The sequence below is a fragment of the Amphibacillus sp. MSJ-3 genome (genome assembly GCF_018919165.1).
Taxonomy (GTDB): Bacteria; Bacillota; Bacilli; order Bacillales; family Amphibacillaceae; genus Amphibacillus.
Map to the genome: position 1 here is coordinate 43,088 of NZ_JAHLQM010000007.1, position 19,870 is coordinate 62,957.

19 protein-coding genes are annotated in these 19,870 nt (G+C 33.7%); 2 read left to right on the forward strand and 17 right to left on the reverse strand.

All coding sequences use genetic code 11. From position 1 onward, the window contains the following. Window positions 1-155: 155 nt before the first annotated feature. The 6 genes from KQI76_RS03605 to sleB form a co-directional block, all read right to left on the reverse strand. Window positions 156-704: a YphA family membrane protein gene (locus KQI76_RS03605; protein ID WP_216398944.1), complete on the reverse strand. Its 549-nt coding sequence runs from the start codon at window positions 702-704 to the stop codon at window positions 156-158. 95 nt (window positions 705-799) lie between these two features. Next, window positions 800-1,942 (reverse strand): 30S ribosomal protein S1, encoded by a 1,143-nt coding sequence (gene rpsA / locus KQI76_RS03610; RefSeq protein ID WP_216398945.1) that lies wholly within the window; start codon window positions 1,940-1,942, stop codon window positions 800-802. 95 nt (window positions 1,943-2,037) lie between these two features. Further along, window positions 2,038-2,619 (reverse strand): lysophospholipid acyltransferase family protein, encoded by a 582-nt coding sequence (locus KQI76_RS03615; protein ID WP_216398946.1) that lies wholly within the window; start codon window positions 2,617-2,619, stop codon window positions 2,038-2,040. Beyond that, window positions 2,620-3,300 carry a (d)CMP kinase gene (gene cmk, locus KQI76_RS03620; RefSeq protein WP_216398947.1) on the reverse strand — a complete coding sequence of 227 codons (681 nt, stop codon included), beginning with the start codon at window positions 3,298-3,300 and terminating at the stop codon, window positions 2,620-2,622. It lies immediately after the preceding gene. Between the two features lie 254 nt (window positions 3,301-3,554). Continuing rightward, window positions 3,555-4,889: a germination protein YpeB gene (gene ypeB / locus KQI76_RS03625; RefSeq protein ID WP_216398948.1), complete on the reverse strand. Its 1,335-nt coding sequence runs from the start codon at window positions 4,887-4,889 to the stop codon at window positions 3,555-3,557. A 15-nt stretch (window positions 4,890-4,904) separates the two neighbouring features. Continuing rightward, entirely contained in the window at window positions 4,905-5,831 is a 927-nt protein-coding gene (gene sleB / locus KQI76_RS03630) for a spore cortex-lytic enzyme (protein ID WP_216398949.1), read from the reverse strand. Window positions 5,832-6,056: 225 nt separating this feature from the next. Here sleB and KQI76_RS03635 point away from each other — a divergent pair, with 225 nt between their 5' ends. Further along, entirely contained in the window at window positions 6,057-6,629 is a 573-nt protein-coding gene (locus KQI76_RS03635) for an adaptor protein MecA (protein WP_216398950.1), read from the forward strand. Between the two features lie 387 nt (window positions 6,630-7,016). Here KQI76_RS03635 and KQI76_RS03640 read toward each other — a convergent pair whose 3' ends face one another. Genes KQI76_RS03640 through KQI76_RS03650 form a run of 3 tightly spaced genes read right to left on the reverse strand, consistent with a single transcriptional unit; the run spans window position 7,017 to window position 9,889 of the window. Beyond that, window positions 7,017-7,298 (reverse strand): hypothetical protein, encoded by a 282-nt coding sequence (locus KQI76_RS03640; protein WP_216398951.1) that lies wholly within the window; start codon window positions 7,296-7,298, stop codon window positions 7,017-7,019. Then, window positions 7,291-8,829, reverse strand: a complete 1,539-nt coding sequence (locus KQI76_RS03645; RefSeq protein ID WP_216398952.1) for a RecQ family ATP-dependent DNA helicase — start codon at window positions 8,827-8,829, stop codon at window positions 7,291-7,293. The genes KQI76_RS03640 and KQI76_RS03645 overlap by 8 nt, the downstream gene beginning before the upstream one ends. Beyond that, entirely contained in the window at window positions 8,822-9,889 is a 1,068-nt protein-coding gene (locus KQI76_RS03650; protein ID WP_216398953.1) for a YpbB family protein, read from the reverse strand. Before KQI76_RS03650 ends, KQI76_RS03645 begins: the two co-directional genes overlap by 8 nt. Window positions 9,890-10,209: 320 nt before the next feature. On the opposite strand from KQI76_RS03650, the gene KQI76_RS03655 reads away from it, so the two are divergent. Continuing rightward, window positions 10,210-10,437, forward strand: a complete 228-nt coding sequence (locus KQI76_RS03655; protein ID WP_216398954.1) for a ferredoxin — start codon at window positions 10,210-10,212, stop codon at window positions 10,435-10,437. 210 nt (window positions 10,438-10,647) lie between these two features. Here KQI76_RS03655 and KQI76_RS03660 read toward each other — a convergent pair whose 3' ends face one another. From KQI76_RS03660 to KQI76_RS03695, 8 genes are all read right to left on the reverse strand, one after another. Further along, window positions 10,648-11,736, reverse strand: a complete 1,089-nt coding sequence (locus KQI76_RS03660) for a glycoside hydrolase family 88/105 protein (protein ID WP_216398955.1) — start codon at window positions 11,734-11,736, stop codon at window positions 10,648-10,650. Window positions 11,737-11,795: 59 nt separating this feature from the next. Further along, complete coding sequence (locus KQI76_RS03665) at window positions 11,796-13,136, reverse strand: ABC transporter substrate-binding protein (RefSeq protein WP_216398956.1); 1,341 nt, start codon at window positions 13,134-13,136, stop codon at window positions 11,796-11,798. 25 nt (window positions 13,137-13,161) lie between these two features. Next, entirely contained in the window at window positions 13,162-13,998 is an 837-nt protein-coding gene (locus KQI76_RS03670) for a carbohydrate ABC transporter permease (RefSeq protein WP_216398957.1), read from the reverse strand. Window positions 13,999-14,001: 3 nt separating this feature from the next. Next, the gene (locus tag KQI76_RS03675) at window positions 14,002-14,916 is read right to left on the reverse strand and encodes a carbohydrate ABC transporter permease (RefSeq protein ID WP_253288786.1); all 915 of its coding nucleotides are present in this window, start codon (window positions 14,914-14,916) and stop codon (window positions 14,002-14,004) included. 173 nt (window positions 14,917-15,089) lie between these two features. Further along, window positions 15,090-16,541, reverse strand: a complete 1,452-nt coding sequence (locus KQI76_RS03680; RefSeq protein WP_216398958.1) for a response regulator transcription factor — start codon at window positions 16,539-16,541, stop codon at window positions 15,090-15,092. Continuing rightward, entirely contained in the window at window positions 16,513-17,988 is a 1,476-nt protein-coding gene (locus KQI76_RS03685) for a sensor histidine kinase (protein WP_216398959.1), read from the reverse strand. Before KQI76_RS03685 ends, KQI76_RS03680 begins: the two co-directional genes overlap by 29 nt. Next, complete coding sequence (locus KQI76_RS03690; RefSeq protein ID WP_216398960.1) at window positions 17,985-18,269, reverse strand: hypothetical protein; 285 nt, start codon at window positions 18,267-18,269, stop codon at window positions 17,985-17,987. The genes KQI76_RS03685 and KQI76_RS03690 overlap by 4 nt, the downstream gene beginning before the upstream one ends. Before the next feature lie 347 nt (window positions 18,270-18,616). After that, window positions 18,617-19,864, reverse strand: coding sequence for a hypothetical protein (locus KQI76_RS03695; protein WP_216398961.1), 1,248 nt, complete (start codon window positions 19,862-19,864; stop codon window positions 18,617-18,619). Between the last annotated feature and the right edge of the window lie 6 nt (window positions 19,865-19,870).

Sequence of the window (19,870 nt, forward strand, 5' to 3'; positions counted from 1 at the left end):
AAGTAAATCTTCACTTCATTACATATTAACAAGAATTAAGTCTTTATTTGATCATTGATAGAATCAAGACCATTCTGTTACACAAGATAAATACTTCTCACTAACTCATATAGTTTAGCAAAACTATGCATTTTAAACAATCTTTTCTGCTAACTTTAAATCGTCTTATAACTAAATCTTAAATGATGAAAAAAGATCAGTAGCCATACCGCGATATAAAGTGAACTAAATAATGTGTTATCCCCAATAACCAGATGCCAATTAAGAATTCGAACATTATAAGCAAATAGCCATTCTCCTGTTAAACATGAAGTAACAAGTATGACCACTCGTTCTGTGTTTGATTTAACAAATATCAGAAGAAAAAGTACAAAGACAATTAAAATAAGAATAAAATCATTAACAAATAACCAAATTGGGCTTGTGATTAATAAATAGCGAAAACCAGTATACATTAAAATTAAACATAACAATAAATAATAATTAAAATAATGCATTGGTTTTAATAGAGTGATTAGCCAAAAAGCAATTAGACAGTAGAGATAGGGTATGGTAAAAGTGAATTCTGCTAAATTAATCTGGATATTAATCAAAATAATATTAAATAATAATCCAATGACAATTAATCTTTTAGTTCTAGTGGGATATGTGCTAAAAAAAGTGAAGATAACAACACCAAGCCAACTTAACCAATAATAGACCATTCTGAACCCTCCGTTTTCTAATTCAGTATGGCTATTATGCATAATTACTAAACAAAAAACATGTAGTTAAATATTCAACTACATGTTTTGATTTTTTATTCTTTTAATTTATCCAATTGATCACCGATTACATCACCGAAAGAAAAGCCTGACTCATCATCATCTCTTTCATATGTTTTTAATTCTTGTTGGTTTTTTTCGAGTTCTATCTCTTTAATACTTAAAGAAATACGCTTTTCTTTTTCATTAACATCAAGTATTTTTACTTCTACTTTCTGATCAACTTCTAAAACTTCTTGAGGGCTACCAATATGTTCAGTCGAAATTTGTGATATATGGACTAATCCTTCTACTCTTGGGAGTACCTCAACAAAGGCACCAAAATGAACTAATCGTTTCACTACACCTTCAACTACATCACCCGGTGTTAGTTTATCTTCAATATTTTCCCACGGACCAGGTAAAGTAGCTTTAACAGATAATGAAATACGCTCAGACTCGGGATCGACCGAAAGTACTTTAACTTTTATCGGCTCATCTTCCTTAACTACATCACTTGCATGATCAACATGTTCATGTGCCAACTCAGAAATATGAACGAGACCATCAATGCCTCCTAAGTCAACAAAGACTCCAAAATCAGTGATTCGGGCAACTTTCCCTTCAACAACTTGTCCCTCTGTTAAGCTTGATAATAATTGTTCCTTTTGAATGGCTTCTTCTGCTTCAACAACAGCTCGATGTGATAAAATAACACGATTTTTTGTTCGATCAAGTTCAATAACTTTTAACTGTAGACTCTTATTTAAATAGCTAGAAAAATCATCAACAAAGTGAACTTCTACTAATGAAGCTGGAACAAATCCTCTCACACCAACATCAACAACTAATCCACCTTTGACAATTTCTTTAACAGTTGCCTCGAACACTTCACCGGTTTCTAGTTTTTCTTCTAGTTCAATCCATGCCTGTTCAGTGTCAACTGCCTGTTTTGATAAAATCACTTCATCATCAGAAATTTTTTTTATTTTTAAAGTTAATTCATCATCCATACTTACAACTTCATTAGCCGTTTCGATATGAAGATTAGATAATTCATTGATCGGAACAATCCCATCCGTTTTCCAACCAATATCGACTAAGATTTGCTTATCTTCAATTTTAACGACTTTTCCAGTTACAAGTTCCCCTACAGTTAGTTCTTTCAATTCTGATACTTCTTTATTCATTTCATCCATTAAAAAGTGCCTCCTTCAATTTACAACAAGAAATATAACTATCTTTTTCTAACTTCTAACATTTAAGTGAATTTGTCAAGTCATATTGTTTATATTTAAGAATTGTTTTTTAACAAAACTTTTATTTCCCCCATAATTTTATCAGTGGCTTCTTTAGCAGATGCTTTTTCTTCACGCAATGAAGTCATTTCGACTGGAGAACCAAAAACAATTTTTAATTTATGTCCGATTTTATACGGACCAATTATAACACATGGGACAACAATAGCATCCGAGCGAAGGGCGAAAAAGCCAATTCCCGACAAACCTTCCCCCAGTTCACCGGTTTTACTTCTTGTTCCTTCTGGAAATAGGCCCAAAACTTTACCTTCTTTCAGAAGATTCAAAGCATGTCTTAATGCCTGACGATCCTTCATTCCACGCTTGATCGGGAATGCGTTTAAGCTAGTTAACAATTTGCCAAGCCATTTCTTTTCAAACAGTTCTTCTTTGGCTAAAAAATGAATTTCTCTAGTTGCTGAGCAACCAACAATTGGTGGATCAAAATTTGAAATATGATTAGAACAAATAATAACAGGGCCACTATCCGGGATATTTTCTTGACCAATAACCTCCATTCGATAAAAAGGCTTTAATAAATACCAGACAACTTTTCGCGCAAATCGGTAAAAAGACATCTATTTCAACCCTTTCTTCTTGATAATATTAAGTATTCGCTCAACTACTTGATCAATACTTAGGGATGTCGTGTCTAATTCTACTGCATCATCCGCTTTTATCAATGGAGATACTTCCCTTTCAGTGTCTAACTTATCTCTAGTAGCAATCTCCTTTTTCAATTGTTCAAGATTCGTTTGATAACCTTTTCTGATATTCTCCTTATAACGACGTTCCGCTCTTTCATCAACTGATGCAATAAGGAAAATTTTCACTTCAGCATCCGGAATCACATGACTTCCGATGTCCCTTCCGTCCATTACAACATTACCTTCTTTAGCAAACTTCCGCTGACGGTCAACCATCACTTGACGAACTAATTGATGTTTAGCAACAGCAGATACCTGTTTGGTCACAGCTTCATTTCTAATCTCCTCAGTTACATCATGACCGTCGAGGATAACTCTTTGTTGTTGATCAGATTGAATAAGTTTAATCTCAGTCTGAAGTAATAATTGATGTAAAGCTTTTTCATCATCGATATCTAGTTCCTGCTTAATTGCCTTTAATGTTATCGCTCGATACATCGCTCCAGTATCTATGTAAATATATTTTAATTTGTTTGCTATTTTTTTTGCAACAGTACTTTTACCAGCTGCAGCTGGTCCATCGATTGCAATAGCAATCCCCTTGTCTTTCATTATCCTGTCTTCCTCTCATTCTGATTCTGTTTTAAGTCAAGCTTGTTCCTTTAATCATGATTATCATTCTTTAAGTTCTGTTCTAATGAAAAGTATCCCCTTAGAAATCATAAAAAAAGGACATTAATTATATTATGACAAAAAACATAGTGACTTAGCAAGATTATATATCAAAAGAATAAGAAAAAGCATCACATTTATTGTATGGATGCTTTTCCCTTGTTCAAATCTGATTAACTAATCAAGCGATTATTTTAACCCCATTTATTTTCAACATCATGCATTAATTCTACAAAAACCTCACTACCTGTATTTGCATCTATAAAAATACGATAGGTATCTTGGTCAAGCGTACCAAAGAAGGCATAAGCAAGTACCTCGTTACCCGCTTGATCTTCAATGATCGCCAAATGTTGATCTTCAATATTTAATGATGAACTTACATTTTTCTTTGCTTCATCAAGTGATAATTTGGGTTCTTCAATCTCTCGCTTTCGATTGTTTCGATAAAAATCAGTTGCACTAAAGCCAATAACATCACCCGTGTCTAATGCCACTTTGATTAAGATCTGATCAGGATAAATCCAAACATCATCCTGACTTACCGCATATTGAAATAAACCTGTATGATCATATTGACTCGAACGCAATCGTTTAACATCTTTAAATCCTTGTTCTTTTAAAAGTTGATCTGCTTTCTTTTCCGCATCATTTAAACTAATTGTTTCCTCCGATAAATCACGGCTAATCATATAAGATAAAATATGACCACCTTTTTCCGTTATCTCTACATAACCTTGCTGATCTTCATGGGTGAAGGAACCGCTATAGGTCGGCAGTTGCGCCCCTTTCCCGCTTTTTTGTAAATCAATCTCTAGATCATCGGTTAGGTCGAACTGTTCCCGAATCAATCTACCCGCTTTTTCTTCCGAAATCGATTCACCATCTATCGACTGAAATGATTCTTGTTGAGATGGGAAATCCGCTGATAAATTATGAAAATGTGATTCGTCAAATCCTGATGTGTATTCCTCCACTGCTGTGAAACCATCAATAATATGATTAGGTTGTTCCCGGTCGTTATTCGCTAATGCAAGTTCAACATCGACCCACCTGAGTTGGTCAGAAAAAACCTTGTGTTGGACTGTTCTTAATTCTTTTCGAATCTCATTAGCGGATTCATATAATGAGGATAAACGTTCTGACTCGTCATTCGATAATGGTTCATCATCAAGATCACGAATAGCTACGTGATAGGTGAATTCTCCAATATCCGCTAAAAAACTTTCCGTCTTAGTAAATGGGAGTAGTCCCAATGGGAGTTGACTCACATCACTTTGAGCTTGTGAAGTTAATTGCCATATTTCAAGCATTTGTGGCGACAGTGTATCTTTGGTATTTAACGCTAGCGTTGTTCCAATTTTGTCATATAATAGATCGACATGGTAAGTTAAATCATGAAATGCTCGTTGATAATTATTTTCGGTTTGAACAATCAGCGATTCTTTTTCTGTAAATTGGCGGTAGCCCCAAATTGCTGTGACTATTAGGCCAATTGAAAGTATGATCATACCAATCCATCTTTTCATCCGAATCCCTCCATTTTAATTACAAAAGATATGTTTACCAATTCTCTTAATTTGTGGACGTGACCAAATCCAGCTACTTGTTGCTGTATCTGGATTAAAATAATATATCGCTTCTCCAGTTGGGTCCCAGCCGTTAATCGCATCGAGTACTGCTCGTTTTGCTGTTTCGTCAGGAGTTAAGTAAATTTGGCCATCTGCCACTGCTGTAAAAGCTAAAGGTTCATAAATAACACCGGAAACAGTATCTGGAAATATCGGACTCTGAATTCGATTTAATATCACTGAAGCAATCGCAACTTGTCCTTCATAAGGTTCACCACGCGCTTCACCATAAACAGTTTGTGCCATTAATTGAATATCATTTTGCGAAAATCCATTTGGAATATTGACTGCGGTCGGTTCAATCGGTGCCTCAGTACTCAATTCTCCATCTTGCGTTATTTGATTTGATTCTTGCCTATTCTTTTCTGTCTGTTGGTTTTGCGATTCGGGCGCTTTTTGTTCTGTAGTTCCCTTTTGTTGAGATTCTTTTGCTTTTGTTTTTGAAGAATCATATTTAACCTGATCTTCTAAATTCATTCCACCATAATGAGTAAATTGTCTACCCGCTTCAATATTCTGGCGAACAAATTCCTTATGATATTTTGTTACTTCTACTAATTTATTTTTCGCTTGCTCTCCTGCTAAGCCATCAATTTTCATTCCATATTCATACTGAAAGTTTCGTAATGCCCAATATGTCCCCCAGCCAAAGACTCCGTCAATTTGGCTATTAAAAAATCCAAGATATTGTAGTCTTGCTTGAAGTTCAACAACATCTTCTCCAGTTGCACCATGTTGAATAACCTGCGGGCTAAATGCATGTGAGACATGCCAGTGATTGTGACTCATAGCTGAAATAATCATTAATGTCATTAAACACTTTACAATCTTACCTTTCATTTTATCGCCTCCTGAGTTATCCTAATATTCATTAGTTACTCATTAGCTTTTATTAAAGTTAACTTTTTATACACAAAATATGTGGAACTTTTACAGTGATTCTCAAATAAAACAGAAGTTTAGCTAAGTTGTATAAGTTTCAATTTTGTCCGTTGTATCATATAATAATAAAAAGGTGTCTTTCGATAATAATCGGGCATCATAACATAAATGGGGGTGATTGACATGCGTTTAGAAAGAATTTCAGATAATAAATTTAAAATCTTTTTAACTTTTGATGATTTGATTGAACGAGGACTAGCAGACGACTTAATGTTAGAGAACTTACCAGGGATGCAAATTCTATTTCATGATATGATGATTGAAGCTAGTGATGAATTAGATATGGACTTGTCTGGGATATTAACGGTTCAAATATACATGATACAAGCACAAGGCATGTTAATTATCGTAACTCAAGAAGACTTGGACGAAGAAGATGACTATATTGAAATGCAAGTAACCCTTTCAGAAAGAAAGTCACTTCTATATTTATTTGCAGACTTTGAAGATATTATTCAATTTGCTAAAGCTGTAGAATCATTAAAGATTGACTCTGGATCCATTTACTTTTACCAAGATCATTATTATTTGTATTTCTCTGAAAATCTACCCGAAGAGCATATCAAAGAAGATTTAATTGCCTTATTATCTGAGTATGCCAGTGCAACTGTAGTTACTCCAGATCAAATTTTCGAATATGGTAAACCGATTATGGAGAACAAGGCAATGTTGCAAATAAGAAATTTTTTCAGTTAAAACTTGCCAAAATCTATCGCATAGGAGCCAGCACAATAGCCAAATGAAACTAATCCCGAGAGATTAAATTCATTTGGCTTTAATATTTTTACTGATGAATTGGAGTTTTATCATTTTCCACCAGAAGTCTCCCAGCCCAGTTGTGTGATAGGCGAAGCCTAAAGATTTTTTGTTACCTATTTCATAGCCGAATTATATAGTCAGTCTTATATGTAGCCTGGTCAATAAGAGAAACCACTGTTGGCAGAGAAACCTGTCAACAAGTATGTTTGACGAATAGGGTAATTTTACTTGTATAGTGATCCCATCAGATAAAAAATCCGTTAATAAAATAATACAAACTGGTTTGCTTATTTAATTGGCCTGTAAGAAAGGGACGCGGCCTTCCTAAAAAAAGTAATTACCCCAGTAGTTATAAGTCAATACTAGAATGACAGTAATAAAAAATAAAATCGCAATGAATCTTATAAAAGCGATACTAATTTTCCATTTTAATTTTGTACGCTTTTCATCATGTACAACACTTCTTGGTGGTAAATTTAGTACATCGATATCATCAGGGACACCATCGAAGAATGACTCTGATTCATCTTCCATAACTTCATTTTGATTCATTTCATCTATTTGTTGTTTTAACAATTGAGCTTGATTATCTCTTGCTTCATCCATTATCTATCCCCCCTACCTTAAAAGGTAATAAAACTGATTTTAATTGATCTGACCACGAACTAGCTGTTTGTTTTCGAACAACCGATTCCGGTGACCATTGTTCTACCTCAAAACCACATCGATCACAGCAATGATATTTTGCAGACCTGACACTTGTTTGAAAATCTTTAAATAATTGTTCACGTCGGCAATCCTTCGTGTCAATCCATTCAAACAGTTCATTAAGCTTTCGGAGTTTATATCGATTACGTTCTTCGACTTTTCGAATAAAATCACGTCTCAACATCGGAGTTATCTTTTTAATATTTATTTTATCTTCATCTATAAGGATACCAGTTTCTTCGAAAAAATTCTTTATAAAACGCCATTGTGTTTCGTTTAATCCCCAAATATCAGTAATCATGGAAGGGACTATTTGTATCCATTCTTGGTTGGTTTGGTTCATATGGGTGGTGATCAATTCCAATATATCAACTGGTGGTAATTCATTCAAGATTAACTTTAATGGGAGTTGTTTGTCACCTGGTGCAATAAGGGCTATACTAACACTTTCTAATTGATCGCGTCCCGCTCGTCCAACCTCCTGAATAAAAGATTCAATTTGGGTCGGAAGATGATAATGTATGACCAAACGTACATTTTGTTTGTCTACACCCATTCCAAAAGCACTTGTTGAACAAATAATATTGATTTGATCCTCAATAAATTGTTCTTGGATCAGCAATCGTTCATTTGTATCCAGATCACCATGATAAAAGGCTATGCTCAATTGATTGAACTTTTCACTTAATAATAGAGCAACACGTTCAGACTCCTTTTTGCTAGAAAAATAAATAATAGTCGGAACGGTAAGTTTAGTGAACAAATCTATTAAAAACTTATCTTTATCAACTCGGTTGTTAACATTTTGAACCATAAATGCAATATTGTCTCGGTCAACCGGATAAATATGTTTGTTAAACTGAATTGTATCAAAATGATTCACAATATCTTGTTGGACATCAGATGTTGCCGTAGCCGTTAATGCAAGTACAGTGGGTTGTCCCAGCTGATCGATTATCTCATTTAGTTTTAAATAATCGGGACGAAATTCATGGCCCCATTGGGAAATACAGTGCGCTTCATCGATAACAAACAAGGCGATGGTCAATTGACTTAATTTTTGTTTAATTATTTTTTTCTGTAGCATTTCTGGTGATAAATATATCAGCTTATATGTAGATAAATCATTAAAGATTAGTGCCCGTTCACTTGCTGTCTTAAAACTATTTATCGCAACAACTTGTTTAAAGCCTCTTTTTTTCAGCTGTCTGATTTGATCTTCCATTAATGAAAGTAATGGTGTCACAACAAGGACCACCCCATCTAGCATGTAAGCAGGTAATTGATAGCATAATGATTTACCTGAACCTGTAGGTAACGTTGCAAAAACATGTTTTTTTGCTAAAATATCCTCTATTATTTCCCTCTGGCCAAGTCGAAAAGAATCATAATCAAAATATTTTTGTAAGGCAGTTTCCAACTTATCCATCATAACGCTCCTCACTATTTTTCAAACGCGCTTTCGCTAGTGCTAATCGAATCTGGAAGTAACTATAATGATCACCCAATTGTCTTCTTATTGCTGATAATTGTCGATCCTCTATTTGGCTAATTTTATCTACAAGCTCGTTAAATATGTCTTGCTTTATAAATGGGGATAGTTTAAACGTTGGAATAGCATAAGCTAATTCGATGATGTGATCTTCTATTGTACTTCTTTTCAATCGACGTCTTTCCATTATCTGCTCAATTGTGTATCCTTTCAAAATGAGCTGATATGTTTTTGCCGCTGACTTCGTAATTATCATCTTCTTTTGCTGTAGATTATGGTTTGGAATCATTTCCAATAAGGGATTCATTTGATTTACTTCGATAAATGATAGAAGTTGATGGTAACTCAATGTTAATAATAGATAAACATCGTGTTTCGATAAATTATATTTTACAGATAACTGTTGGATCGTAAGACCAAATCTTTGATATCCTGTCAATCGATCAACAAACATTCGGGCTTGTTGATCATCGATCGTCAATAGAAACCCTTCCAATTGATGATAAACATCCGTCAGCCACTCTTTAACATCTTGATTTTTTTGATAGTATTGTTTGACCCATACTTGAGTTGGGGTCGTATCAATAATGGGCTGAAATCGATTGACATTCATCGATAAATAACTATATGTTTGAATAGTTAAAGACAAGCGCGCAATAAACTCATTTGTCTGATTAGCATAGGCCATACCTTTTAACAAATGATAGGGATAGTTATTTTTATGTTCCCTTAAGTATTGCAACCCTTTTTCTCTAATAATAGCGCGATCTTGATGAGTTTTTTCTAGATACCCCTGTTCACTTAACTGGACAAGAACTGATTCAAAGTCCTCTCTGCTAATTTGATTATAAATTCCATATAGATTCGTTAATTGATAGAGATGGGCATCTTGTATTGTCTGGGCAGACTTTCTACCTTTAAAAATATAATAAATAGAAGCTGTAGTACGCTGTCCCTTTATTTGATCTACTGCTAATAGAATAAGATAATTAAACATAATCAATCGCTCATTTCACTAATCTATTAATTTAGCACATAAACTAATCATAAAAATGCTATTTTTTTAAAAAAGTTGGAGTTCTAAATGGCATAACGAAAACAAGGTGATACGCACAAAAACAAACTATCACGGATCGGTACTTTTCGACTAAGGGCATCAAAATCTTATTTTGATCTATACCCCCTAGTTCAAAATCATAAGTTCCATATTCACTTTATATCATAGCAAGAGTAAATAAATAATTCCATTCTTGCTTATTTAAATGAACAGTTTTACAATTAATAAGAGAGAGTTTTTTGAAAGTGAGGCATCAAGAAATGGCATATTACACACGGGTAGATAAACAAACTTGCATTGCATGTGGATTATGTGGTGCACTAGCTCCTGATATATACGATTACGATGACGAAGGATTAGCTTATGCCTTGTTAGACGATAATACAGGTGAAGTAGAAATTCCAGATATCCTCGTGGATGATATGGAGGATGCGCATCAAAGCTGTCCGACGGAGTCAATTAAAGTACAAACAACCCCTTTTTATTAGATAATAATAAACGAACATCAGGCGATATCTCCTTCATTATTTTAAATATGCTCTACTACTAAAAATCAATCGTAACGGATCAGCAGAGGTTGATTTAGACACTTATCGTATTATATGATTTTTAGGATTAGTGTCTTGTTACTTTTCTAATAAAGCAGGAAATATAATAAATGAGGTGGATAGAAATTAAATTCAGCCACCTCATCATATTTATTCATCCTTTAAGTCATATATCGCTAGCAATGCCCATATAAAAGCACCAACACCATGTAGATCATTTATTGAGGTTGGACGCTCTATATAGTAATCATACACCCCTGCTGATGTCCCTATGCAAATAGAGTTTAATGAGAACTTATTATCCTCAATCGTTACCATTTCTTTTATAATTCCTTTAAACGCATCTTCTACTACTTCTTTGTAACTTTCATCTAATAAACCTAAAGAAACACTACGAGCAATAATATAAACAAATAATGCACTTCCTGAAGATTCAAGCCAGTTATCTTCTCGTTCTGGTTTATCTACTATTTGATACCAACAATGGCTTTCCTTATCTTGATAGCCTAAAAGCACTTTACTATAATTTTTTAATTTGTCTTTTATATCCTCTCTTGCTGGAGAGTACTTTGGCAATAATTTCAGGAGTTCAACCAATGCTACCCCATACCAACCTGCAGAACGCCCCCATACTTCTGGTGAACATCCTGTCTCTGGACTTGCCCAAGGCTGGACCTTCTTTTCATCCCAAGCATGATAAAGTAACCCTGTCGATGGATTATACATATGTTTTCGCATTAATTTTTCTTGCATGAGTACTTGAAAAACTAAATCCGGCATTTGAAAATAGTGTGCACATTGGAGTAAGAACGGACCTGACATATATAAGCCATCTAGCCACATTTGATATGGATATTTATCTTTATGCCAAAAGCCACCTTCTGATGTTTTATTAATGCTGTAAATGATATGCATTAAACGCTTAGCAACAATCAAATAACGTTCATCTTTTGTTTTTTCATATAAAGGAAATAACAAGGTTCCTACTTGCAATGAATCTAGCTGATCACGATCAAAGTATAAATTACCATTTTCATCGATTAGAGAATCATAGTACCCTTTGATATATTCGAAATAGGTTTCGTCATCAGTTACCTGATACAGGCGATACATACTATCCAAAAAGACGCTTTGGTGATAATGAAAATGCCCAGCTGGTGGTAATTGATAGGGTGTAAAAGTTGACATTATCGTCTCGCAAGCTATTTTTGCTAAAGATAATAAATCCTCTTTTTTCATATTCGTTCCTCCTAAATAACTACCACTAATCAAAATTGATCAGTGGTATCGTTATCCATTTATTGCATTGCTTCTTTATATTTAGCATTTGAAGCCTCCAAAGCTTCTGCCCATTCATCTAAAAAGACTTCTACTGTTTTTTCCCCACTCATAACAGATTGAATAGCAGGATCAATCTTATTATCTAATATTGAGCGGTAATCTGGTAAATAAAACGGTGGCTGATATAACATTGTATCCGGGTTGTCATAAACTTCAAAAGCAACCTTTATATGTTGTGCTTCATTAATCCATTCTTCTTCTAATACTTCTGAGTTTGTTGGAATCTGGCCAACTATTTGGTTCCAGTGACTTTGACTCGCTGCGTTATTTAAGAATTCCACCAATTTAAATGCTTCTTCCGGATGTTCTGTATTCTTAAATATAGAAATTCCAATCGTATTTCCACCCTCAGCCACATAATTTCCGTTTATCGACTTTGGAAGTGGTGCTGCTTCAAATTGATCCGCCTCTAATGATTTGCTATGTTCACCAAAAGAACCTATATTGTGATGTAAAATAGCAACCTTCCCAGTATCAAAACCAGCTACCATTTCTTTATAATCATTAGTAATATCACTTTTCGGCGTATTTTTTTGATACAAATCAAAGTATTTATTTAAAAATTCCGCATGTTTTGGATCATTCACTGTTGCTTTTCCATTTTCATCAATATATTCAGTAATTCCTGAATAAGCATACATTAACCGTTGTAACTGCAAAGAGCCACCCGCTCCACCGCGGATTGTATATCCGTAAATATCATTTTTAGTCATTTTATCAACTGAATCAAAAAAGGCATCCCATGTTTCTGGAGCTGTCATATTTTCTTTATCAAATAAGTCTTTTCGAATCCATAAAATATCTAAATTTTGAGTATAAGGAACTCCATAGAGTTGGCCATCTTGCACAATATCCTTATTAAATTGAATTGCCCCTTCATTAATGGTATCTATTAATGGTGAATTTTCAAAATAATCATCTAATGGTAATAGCGCTCCACGAATTGAAAACTCGGGTAACCAACTAGATTGCAACGAGGCGACATCTGGTGTATCATTTGCTGCTATCGAAGCGTCTAGCTTTGATTTGGCTTCATCTTTAGATAAACCTACATATTCAACTTTAATATTAGTATGTTCCTTTTGAAATTCATCAATTAATTTTTCCCAAATAGGTGTACGATCTGGTCCAGCATTTTCATCCCAAAATACAAGTTCCACAGGTTCCTCAGTACTTCCATCATTGTCTGACCCTGCGTCAGCATTTCCAGTACTATCTTCTGAACCGCACCCTGTTAATACCATTACGAAAAAAACAACAACTCCTAAAATAGCTAACCAATCTCTTTTTTTAAACATCCTATTTCCTCCTAAATATATATTTTTAGCCCTTCACCGCTCCACCCATTCCATTAACGAGATGTTTTTGAGCTATGATAAATAGAAAGATAGATGGTACTAAAGCGATAATACTTCCAGCTGCTAATGCACCATAATTAATATTGAATTCACCTAGCATAAAACTCAATCCAACAGGCAATGTAAATTTACTTTGGACATTTGTTAACATCAACGCTAACAAGAATTCGTTCCAAGCATAGATGAATACGTTGATCCCTGTTGCTACTATACCTGGGATTAATAATGGAAGAATGACTTGACGAATCGCTTGAAATCGATTCGCACCATCTACTGCCGCTGCTTCTTCTAGTTCACTAGGTATTCCTGCAATAAAACCGCTCATCAAAATTGCCGAGAATGGGACTTGTACCGCCGAATAGACTAGAATCAATGAAAGTGGATGACTAATCAAGCCGATATTACTAAACATAACGAACAAGGGAATAATTAACATTGATCTAGGAATAAATTGTGTCATCAAAAGAATTAACATCGCTGCACGTTTCCCTTTAAAGTCATACCGAGCTAAAGCATAGCCTGCTAATATCGATAAGGTAAGAGTTAAAACTACTGTACCTGCTCCTACATAAAAACTGTTTTTAAAGTACATATCAAAACCAACATCATTCCATGCATTAATGAAATTTTCAAATGTAATATTTTTTGGTAAGTACTGAAGAGGCGATTTAATAATATCTCCTTCAGGTTTAAAGGCCGTAATTAAGGTCCAATAAACAGGAAACAATGTCCACATTAACATGGCTAGCATAGGAAGATAAAAAGTCAATGATTTATCTAACTTACCTTGTTTAATTTGCATAAATTAGGCCTCCTCGAATTTTGAAATTTTCAAATATAAAAATGCGATGATTGAAAGGATAATAAATGCAATCACAGTCAAAGCTGAGCCATATCCAAAATCACTTCCATGAACAGCTGTTTTGGCAATATACATTGCGTAGGTCATTGTTGAATTTGCTGGCCCTCCGTTGGTTAAATTATATAGTAAATCAACGTTGTTAAATTCCCACACTGTCCGTAACAATGTAGTTAAGACAATTGTTCGTTTCAACTGAGGGAGTGTTACATAAATAAATGAAGTCAATCGATTTGCACCATCCATTGCAGCCGCCTCATACAATTCTGCGGAAATATTTTGTAAAGAGGCTAGCAAAGTAATCGCAAAAAAAGGAATACCACGCCATAATTCAGCAATTACTACTGCAACAAATGCACTGGTTGTACTTGAAAGAAAAGCTTTGGGTTCATTGATCAACCCGATCTTCATTAATAGATCATTAAATACACCCATATGTTCGTTGTACATCAAGCTCCAAATTACAGATGTAAGCACACCTGAAATTGCCCATGGAATAAAGACTAAGCCACGAGTTAAACCGCGAAATTTGAAATCTTTATTCAATAACAAGGCAATTCCCATACCAAAAAACAATTGCAATAAGACTTGAGAAAGTACCCATTTGAAACTATTAACCAAACTTGGAATAAACAATGGGTCCTCGGTAAATATCTTCACAAAGTTATCGATCCCTGCAAAATCATCATAAAAAGGTGCTGAAATATCATAATGTTGGAAGCTGTAATAAAAGATTCTTAGCATTGGAAAAAATAGCAAAGCAGTAATCATAACAAAAGAAGGTAATAATAATAGATAAGGTGCTTTAACGAATTTATGTTTTTTCTTTTTGCTTTGTCCTAGAGTAAGTCTGATTTCCAATTCCCTCCCCTCCTTAATACGTTTCTAAATATAACTTAACAGAAAACGCTTACATATTACTTGTGATTTTTTAAGGAAAAACTCTATTTTTTTAAACAATGTCAAAGTGGATAGGGAAATATGGTCATCCTTCAAAGGGGATATTTAAAATAAAATAACTTTAGGAAGTACTTTTATGATTTTATAGATTTTACATGTTCTCGATATTGCTTTGGAGTCATTTTACAATACCTTTTGAAACAGCTAGAAAAATAATTCGGATTATTGAATCCAGTCATCAATGCAATGTCAGTAATGCTATTTCTTGTTGTCTCTAATAATGTCTTTGCAGCTTCAATTCGGCGCTCAAAAACATATTCAGTATACCTTTTTCCTAACTCTTGTTTAAATAGGTAACTCAAATAAGGATGAGATACATGAATGTGATCTGCCACACTTTGCAAAGATAAGGATTCGTCGGAATAATGTTGATCAATATAGTTTACCGCCTGGTCAACTAAAGAAATTGGTTGATTCTTTGAATTCTCTTTTTTTATCCAGTTCTCTAGCTGTACCTGTAACAAATGAAGAATTTCCTTTGTGTCTTGACTTTTCTCTAGACGCTCATAGACATAATAATACTCCATTCTCCCTAAATCACCCTCATAAAAAATCAAGAATAGAAACTTCACTAATATAGGTTTTAAAATAGTGACCGGATGTTTCAAAAAGTCCTTATTTTTCTCTAGCTCTTTTAATTGATTATGTAATTCAAAAAAGCGACGGTTTTGAATCATTTCTACAAATTGAACTTCTAATGCTAGTAGGTGCTCATTTAATTTATTACCAGATTTTATTTCATTTTCCTTAACAATGCCGTATTGAGAAAAACGAATCCACTCAAACTTCTCCCGGACTTTTTTTACGACTGCTGAAAAGTCTTCTTGCATGTTATAGCAGTCACTAATGACCAATGTTTGCCGATTTAACTTCAATTCTTGATTAAGAGCATCAAAAGAGTTTTGACTAGTTTGCCATTTTCCCTGATCAATCAATCCAAATACACTTCTATCATCTAATTCAATGATTGGATCGCATAATTGTTTGATCCATTTAACATAAGTACTATATTGAGTTATAAATAGAATATGGTATTTCTTTGGTAGTGTAAAAGCACTTATTAGTTCATTATGACTAATTCTACAGGGCGAAAAGAATAGTCGATTTAAAAAAGAATGTTGTTTAAATTTCTTTTCTGATTGTTGAGTTATCAAATCTTCTTCTAATAAATCAAAAGCATTTTTAACCTGCGGAATTAAAACATCTTTATCTACTGGTTTTAAAATATAATCAAATGCCTTAATTTTTATTGCTGCTTTCGCATAATTAAATTCATTATATCCAGTTAGAAAAATAATTTGGCACATTCGTTTCTTTATTGCCTCCTTTGCCATTGCAATTCCATCCATAAATGGCATGTTGATATCTGTAACAATGACCTGTGGCGAAAATTCTAATGCTTTATTTAGTCCCTCTTTGCCATCTTTTGCTTCAATCACTTCCTCAATCTCTATTTGTTGCCAAGGTAATTGCATAAGAGCATTGCGAATAATCCATTCATCTTCCACAATCAATAGTCTTCGCATCTTCTTCTCCTTTCGGAATAATGATTTTGACTTGAGCTCCTTTGGTAGTGCGCTCTAACCAGAGTCCGTATCCTTCACCGAAATATTGTTTGATTCTTAAATTAATACTCCTCAAACCAATTCCAATCAAGTTATTCTTTTTACCTGCTGGCTGATTGATTTCTCGATTAATTTTCATGATATTTTCGGGTTTAATTCCTTTTCCATTATCTAAAATGATAATTTGTACACTATCTTTTACCATTTTAACATTGATTTTTATTAATCCTTTTTCACTTATTTCCTTTAATCCGTGAGATATTGAGTTTTCAACCACTGGTTGTAGAGATAGTTTTGGAATTCGTGCTTTTAATGCCTCCTGTTGATCAACCTTTATTTTATAAATAAAACGGCCACGATAACGGAGTTCCATAATTGTTAAGTAGATTTCTAAGTGTGATAATTCATCTGCTAAACTTACAATAATTTTTTCATCACTTACTCCCTGACGGTAAAAATCAGCCAATGCACGAGTCATCATTGAAGCCTCTTCATTCATATTCATATCACTTAATGACTGAATTGAATATAGTGTATTATATAAAAAATGAGGATTAATCTGAGACTGCAATAGCTCAATTTTTAATCTATTCCGTTCTTCCGAATTATCATGATTTTCTTGCATTAATCTGCTATTTCTATGAATCATTTTATTGAAACTATCATACAAAATCATTAATTCTTTAAATCTAACTCCTTCTACATTTAATTGTTGAGGTTGTCCATTAATGCTAATCCCTTCAATCTCATAAGCAAAACGGCGTATGGGAACGGAAACAAATTGGTCTAATACAACAATAATAAGTGTCCCAATGACAATCAGAAAAACAATTAATGTAAGGGCTAAGGTAAAATAACTTTCTTGTCCTATTTTTAAATCTCGATCAGGAAATACAGCTATTAGTTTCCAATCATTAATAGAAAACGCTTTGGCCACGGTATGGTAGTCTTTACTATTTACCTGAATTTTTTGTTGACCTTCCTCAATTTGCTTAAAAACTAAGGAGGGAATTTCACTATTTTCAGGAAAAACAATCTGTTGACTACTCAATAAAAATAGGGATCCATTTTCCGTAATATAACCATCATTTAAAACGGATTCTAACCAACTCCTTTTAATATTAAAAACAATCACACCACTTGCTTCAGAACTATCATCTCCAATTACCTTTCCCAGTGATATCAACCCCTCATGTTCCGTGGAAAAAGGATTGTGTGTCGCATCTAACCAAAAATAATCACTATCTTGATTTTCCGTTAGATCAAAAAAGTCTTGATAATGAATCTCTGTGAGCATTTGCGGAATACTTCCCCCATTAAAAAAGAATTCACCATCATTTACATTGATATAGATAGAACTCAATACATCTTGATAGCGGTAATAGAGATTCTTTATTGTCTCAGTCATATTAATTGCTGATCTATGGAACCGCTTTCATTATTGATCACGTCAAATAAATTTGGATTATTATTCAAATAGACCATTTGTTCAAATAATTGGTCAAATGTTCGCTCTAAAACTCTGTGTTTATCTGTAACATTATTCGTTACATTACGAAATGTTGTCTTTGCAACTTCTTTAGATGTAGTAAAACTTGCAAAAAGTATAGAGAAAATGATCACTATCATTAAAAAAAATAAATAAACTGTACTTAACATTCGACTTAAAGATTTAGGCTTTCTTGTCATTTAAAATTCTCCAATCAAACAATTCATCAATTTATTATATAATAACTTTCAAAAAGAAGACTTTCATTTTTTTATGAGAAAGTATAAATATTTATGGAGTATATAGAAATGATCACTATCTAAAGGGGGAATTAATCGTACTCTTTTGAATTTAGGGTGTGATTATAAATCATTAACTAGACAATACAAATCGGTTCTTTTGGGGAATACACAACACAGATAAACCAAAATAACAGTGTAACAGATGCGCTTTACACATGCTGTTACACTGTTATTCAAATATACTCAAAAACCGTCATTTGGTTTATTACTTTCCTCATTACGGCTACTCCCATTAAGGCTTTTTATTAGTGTAAAAGGACCGGGTTTACTGCATCTGGAACAGGAATCGGTAGTTCTAAGTCAAATGATCCCACCTGCAATAAATCATCCTCCAATCCAATATTAACCCGATCGAAGTCAAAGCTTTTTGCTGTCATTAAAATGGCTTCAATCATCTCTTTGGTCATTCGATTATCACCAAATAATGAGTTGGCTTCGAAATTAATCCTTAATACATCTTGATCTGATGGATCAACAGAAAATTCAACACCTGATGGAATCACTCCATAAATAGAGAACTCTGATTGATCATATTGCATTTCACGAAGTGCCTCATCAATCGTAAAGAACTGTTCACCATCAAGGTTTTGTTTAATCGGAACTAACAATCGCTCTTTATCTTCAAATTGATAAATTTTATAAGCTAGATGATTAATTGGCTCTATTTCTAAAACAGAGAGTTTCCCAAACGATCCCAATTCAATATAATCAGTTGACTCCGTTTGAAGGTTCAATCCTTCTGCTGGATAATCGGCAAACATAAAATTGATCATATCCTGAAAGATATTTGCTAGCGTTGAACCTTGTGGAAATTGATAGTCATCCGCCACGTTCATATTTATCGTTTGATAATCATCACTAAATTCAAACTCAACTTCTTCAAAAGGGAAAAGACTAACACCAAAGCTTTCTTCATCAATAAATGACGAGATTCGATTATAAGCATCATTGGGGTGACCATCATCAGTTGCACTTGTGTCAATTAACGAGATTGGGATAGCATACATAGCTTCTTGATCCATCACAGCGATATTATAAATGGGCAGATCATACTGATCATTATAATAAACTAACTGTTTGGCTTGGTTTGTTTCTTGATCTTGTTCTTCATCAATCGCTTTAGCATCATTAGTTGAATGCTCCATATTTTCATCACTGGATTCTTGACTCTCATTGATTTCAAGTGTACTCTTTTCTCTAATTTCTTGACTGTCTATATCACGCATATTATTTTGAAGTTCTGTAGCTTGATTAGCTATTTGGTCTTGCTTAAATACTCCTGTTTGAATCATAATAAGAATTAAAGCAGCGAATGCAATTGTCGCAATAGATGGGATAAACCATTTAAAAAAATTATGTTTATCAGCAACTTTTACTCCATGTATTGTCTCATTAATTTTTTCATATAGTAATGTTTTGCTCTGTCGATCTTCAATCTTAGGCAAGGCTTTTAGTTGCTCAATCATTTTATTATATTCCTGATCTTGATCCATCATTGC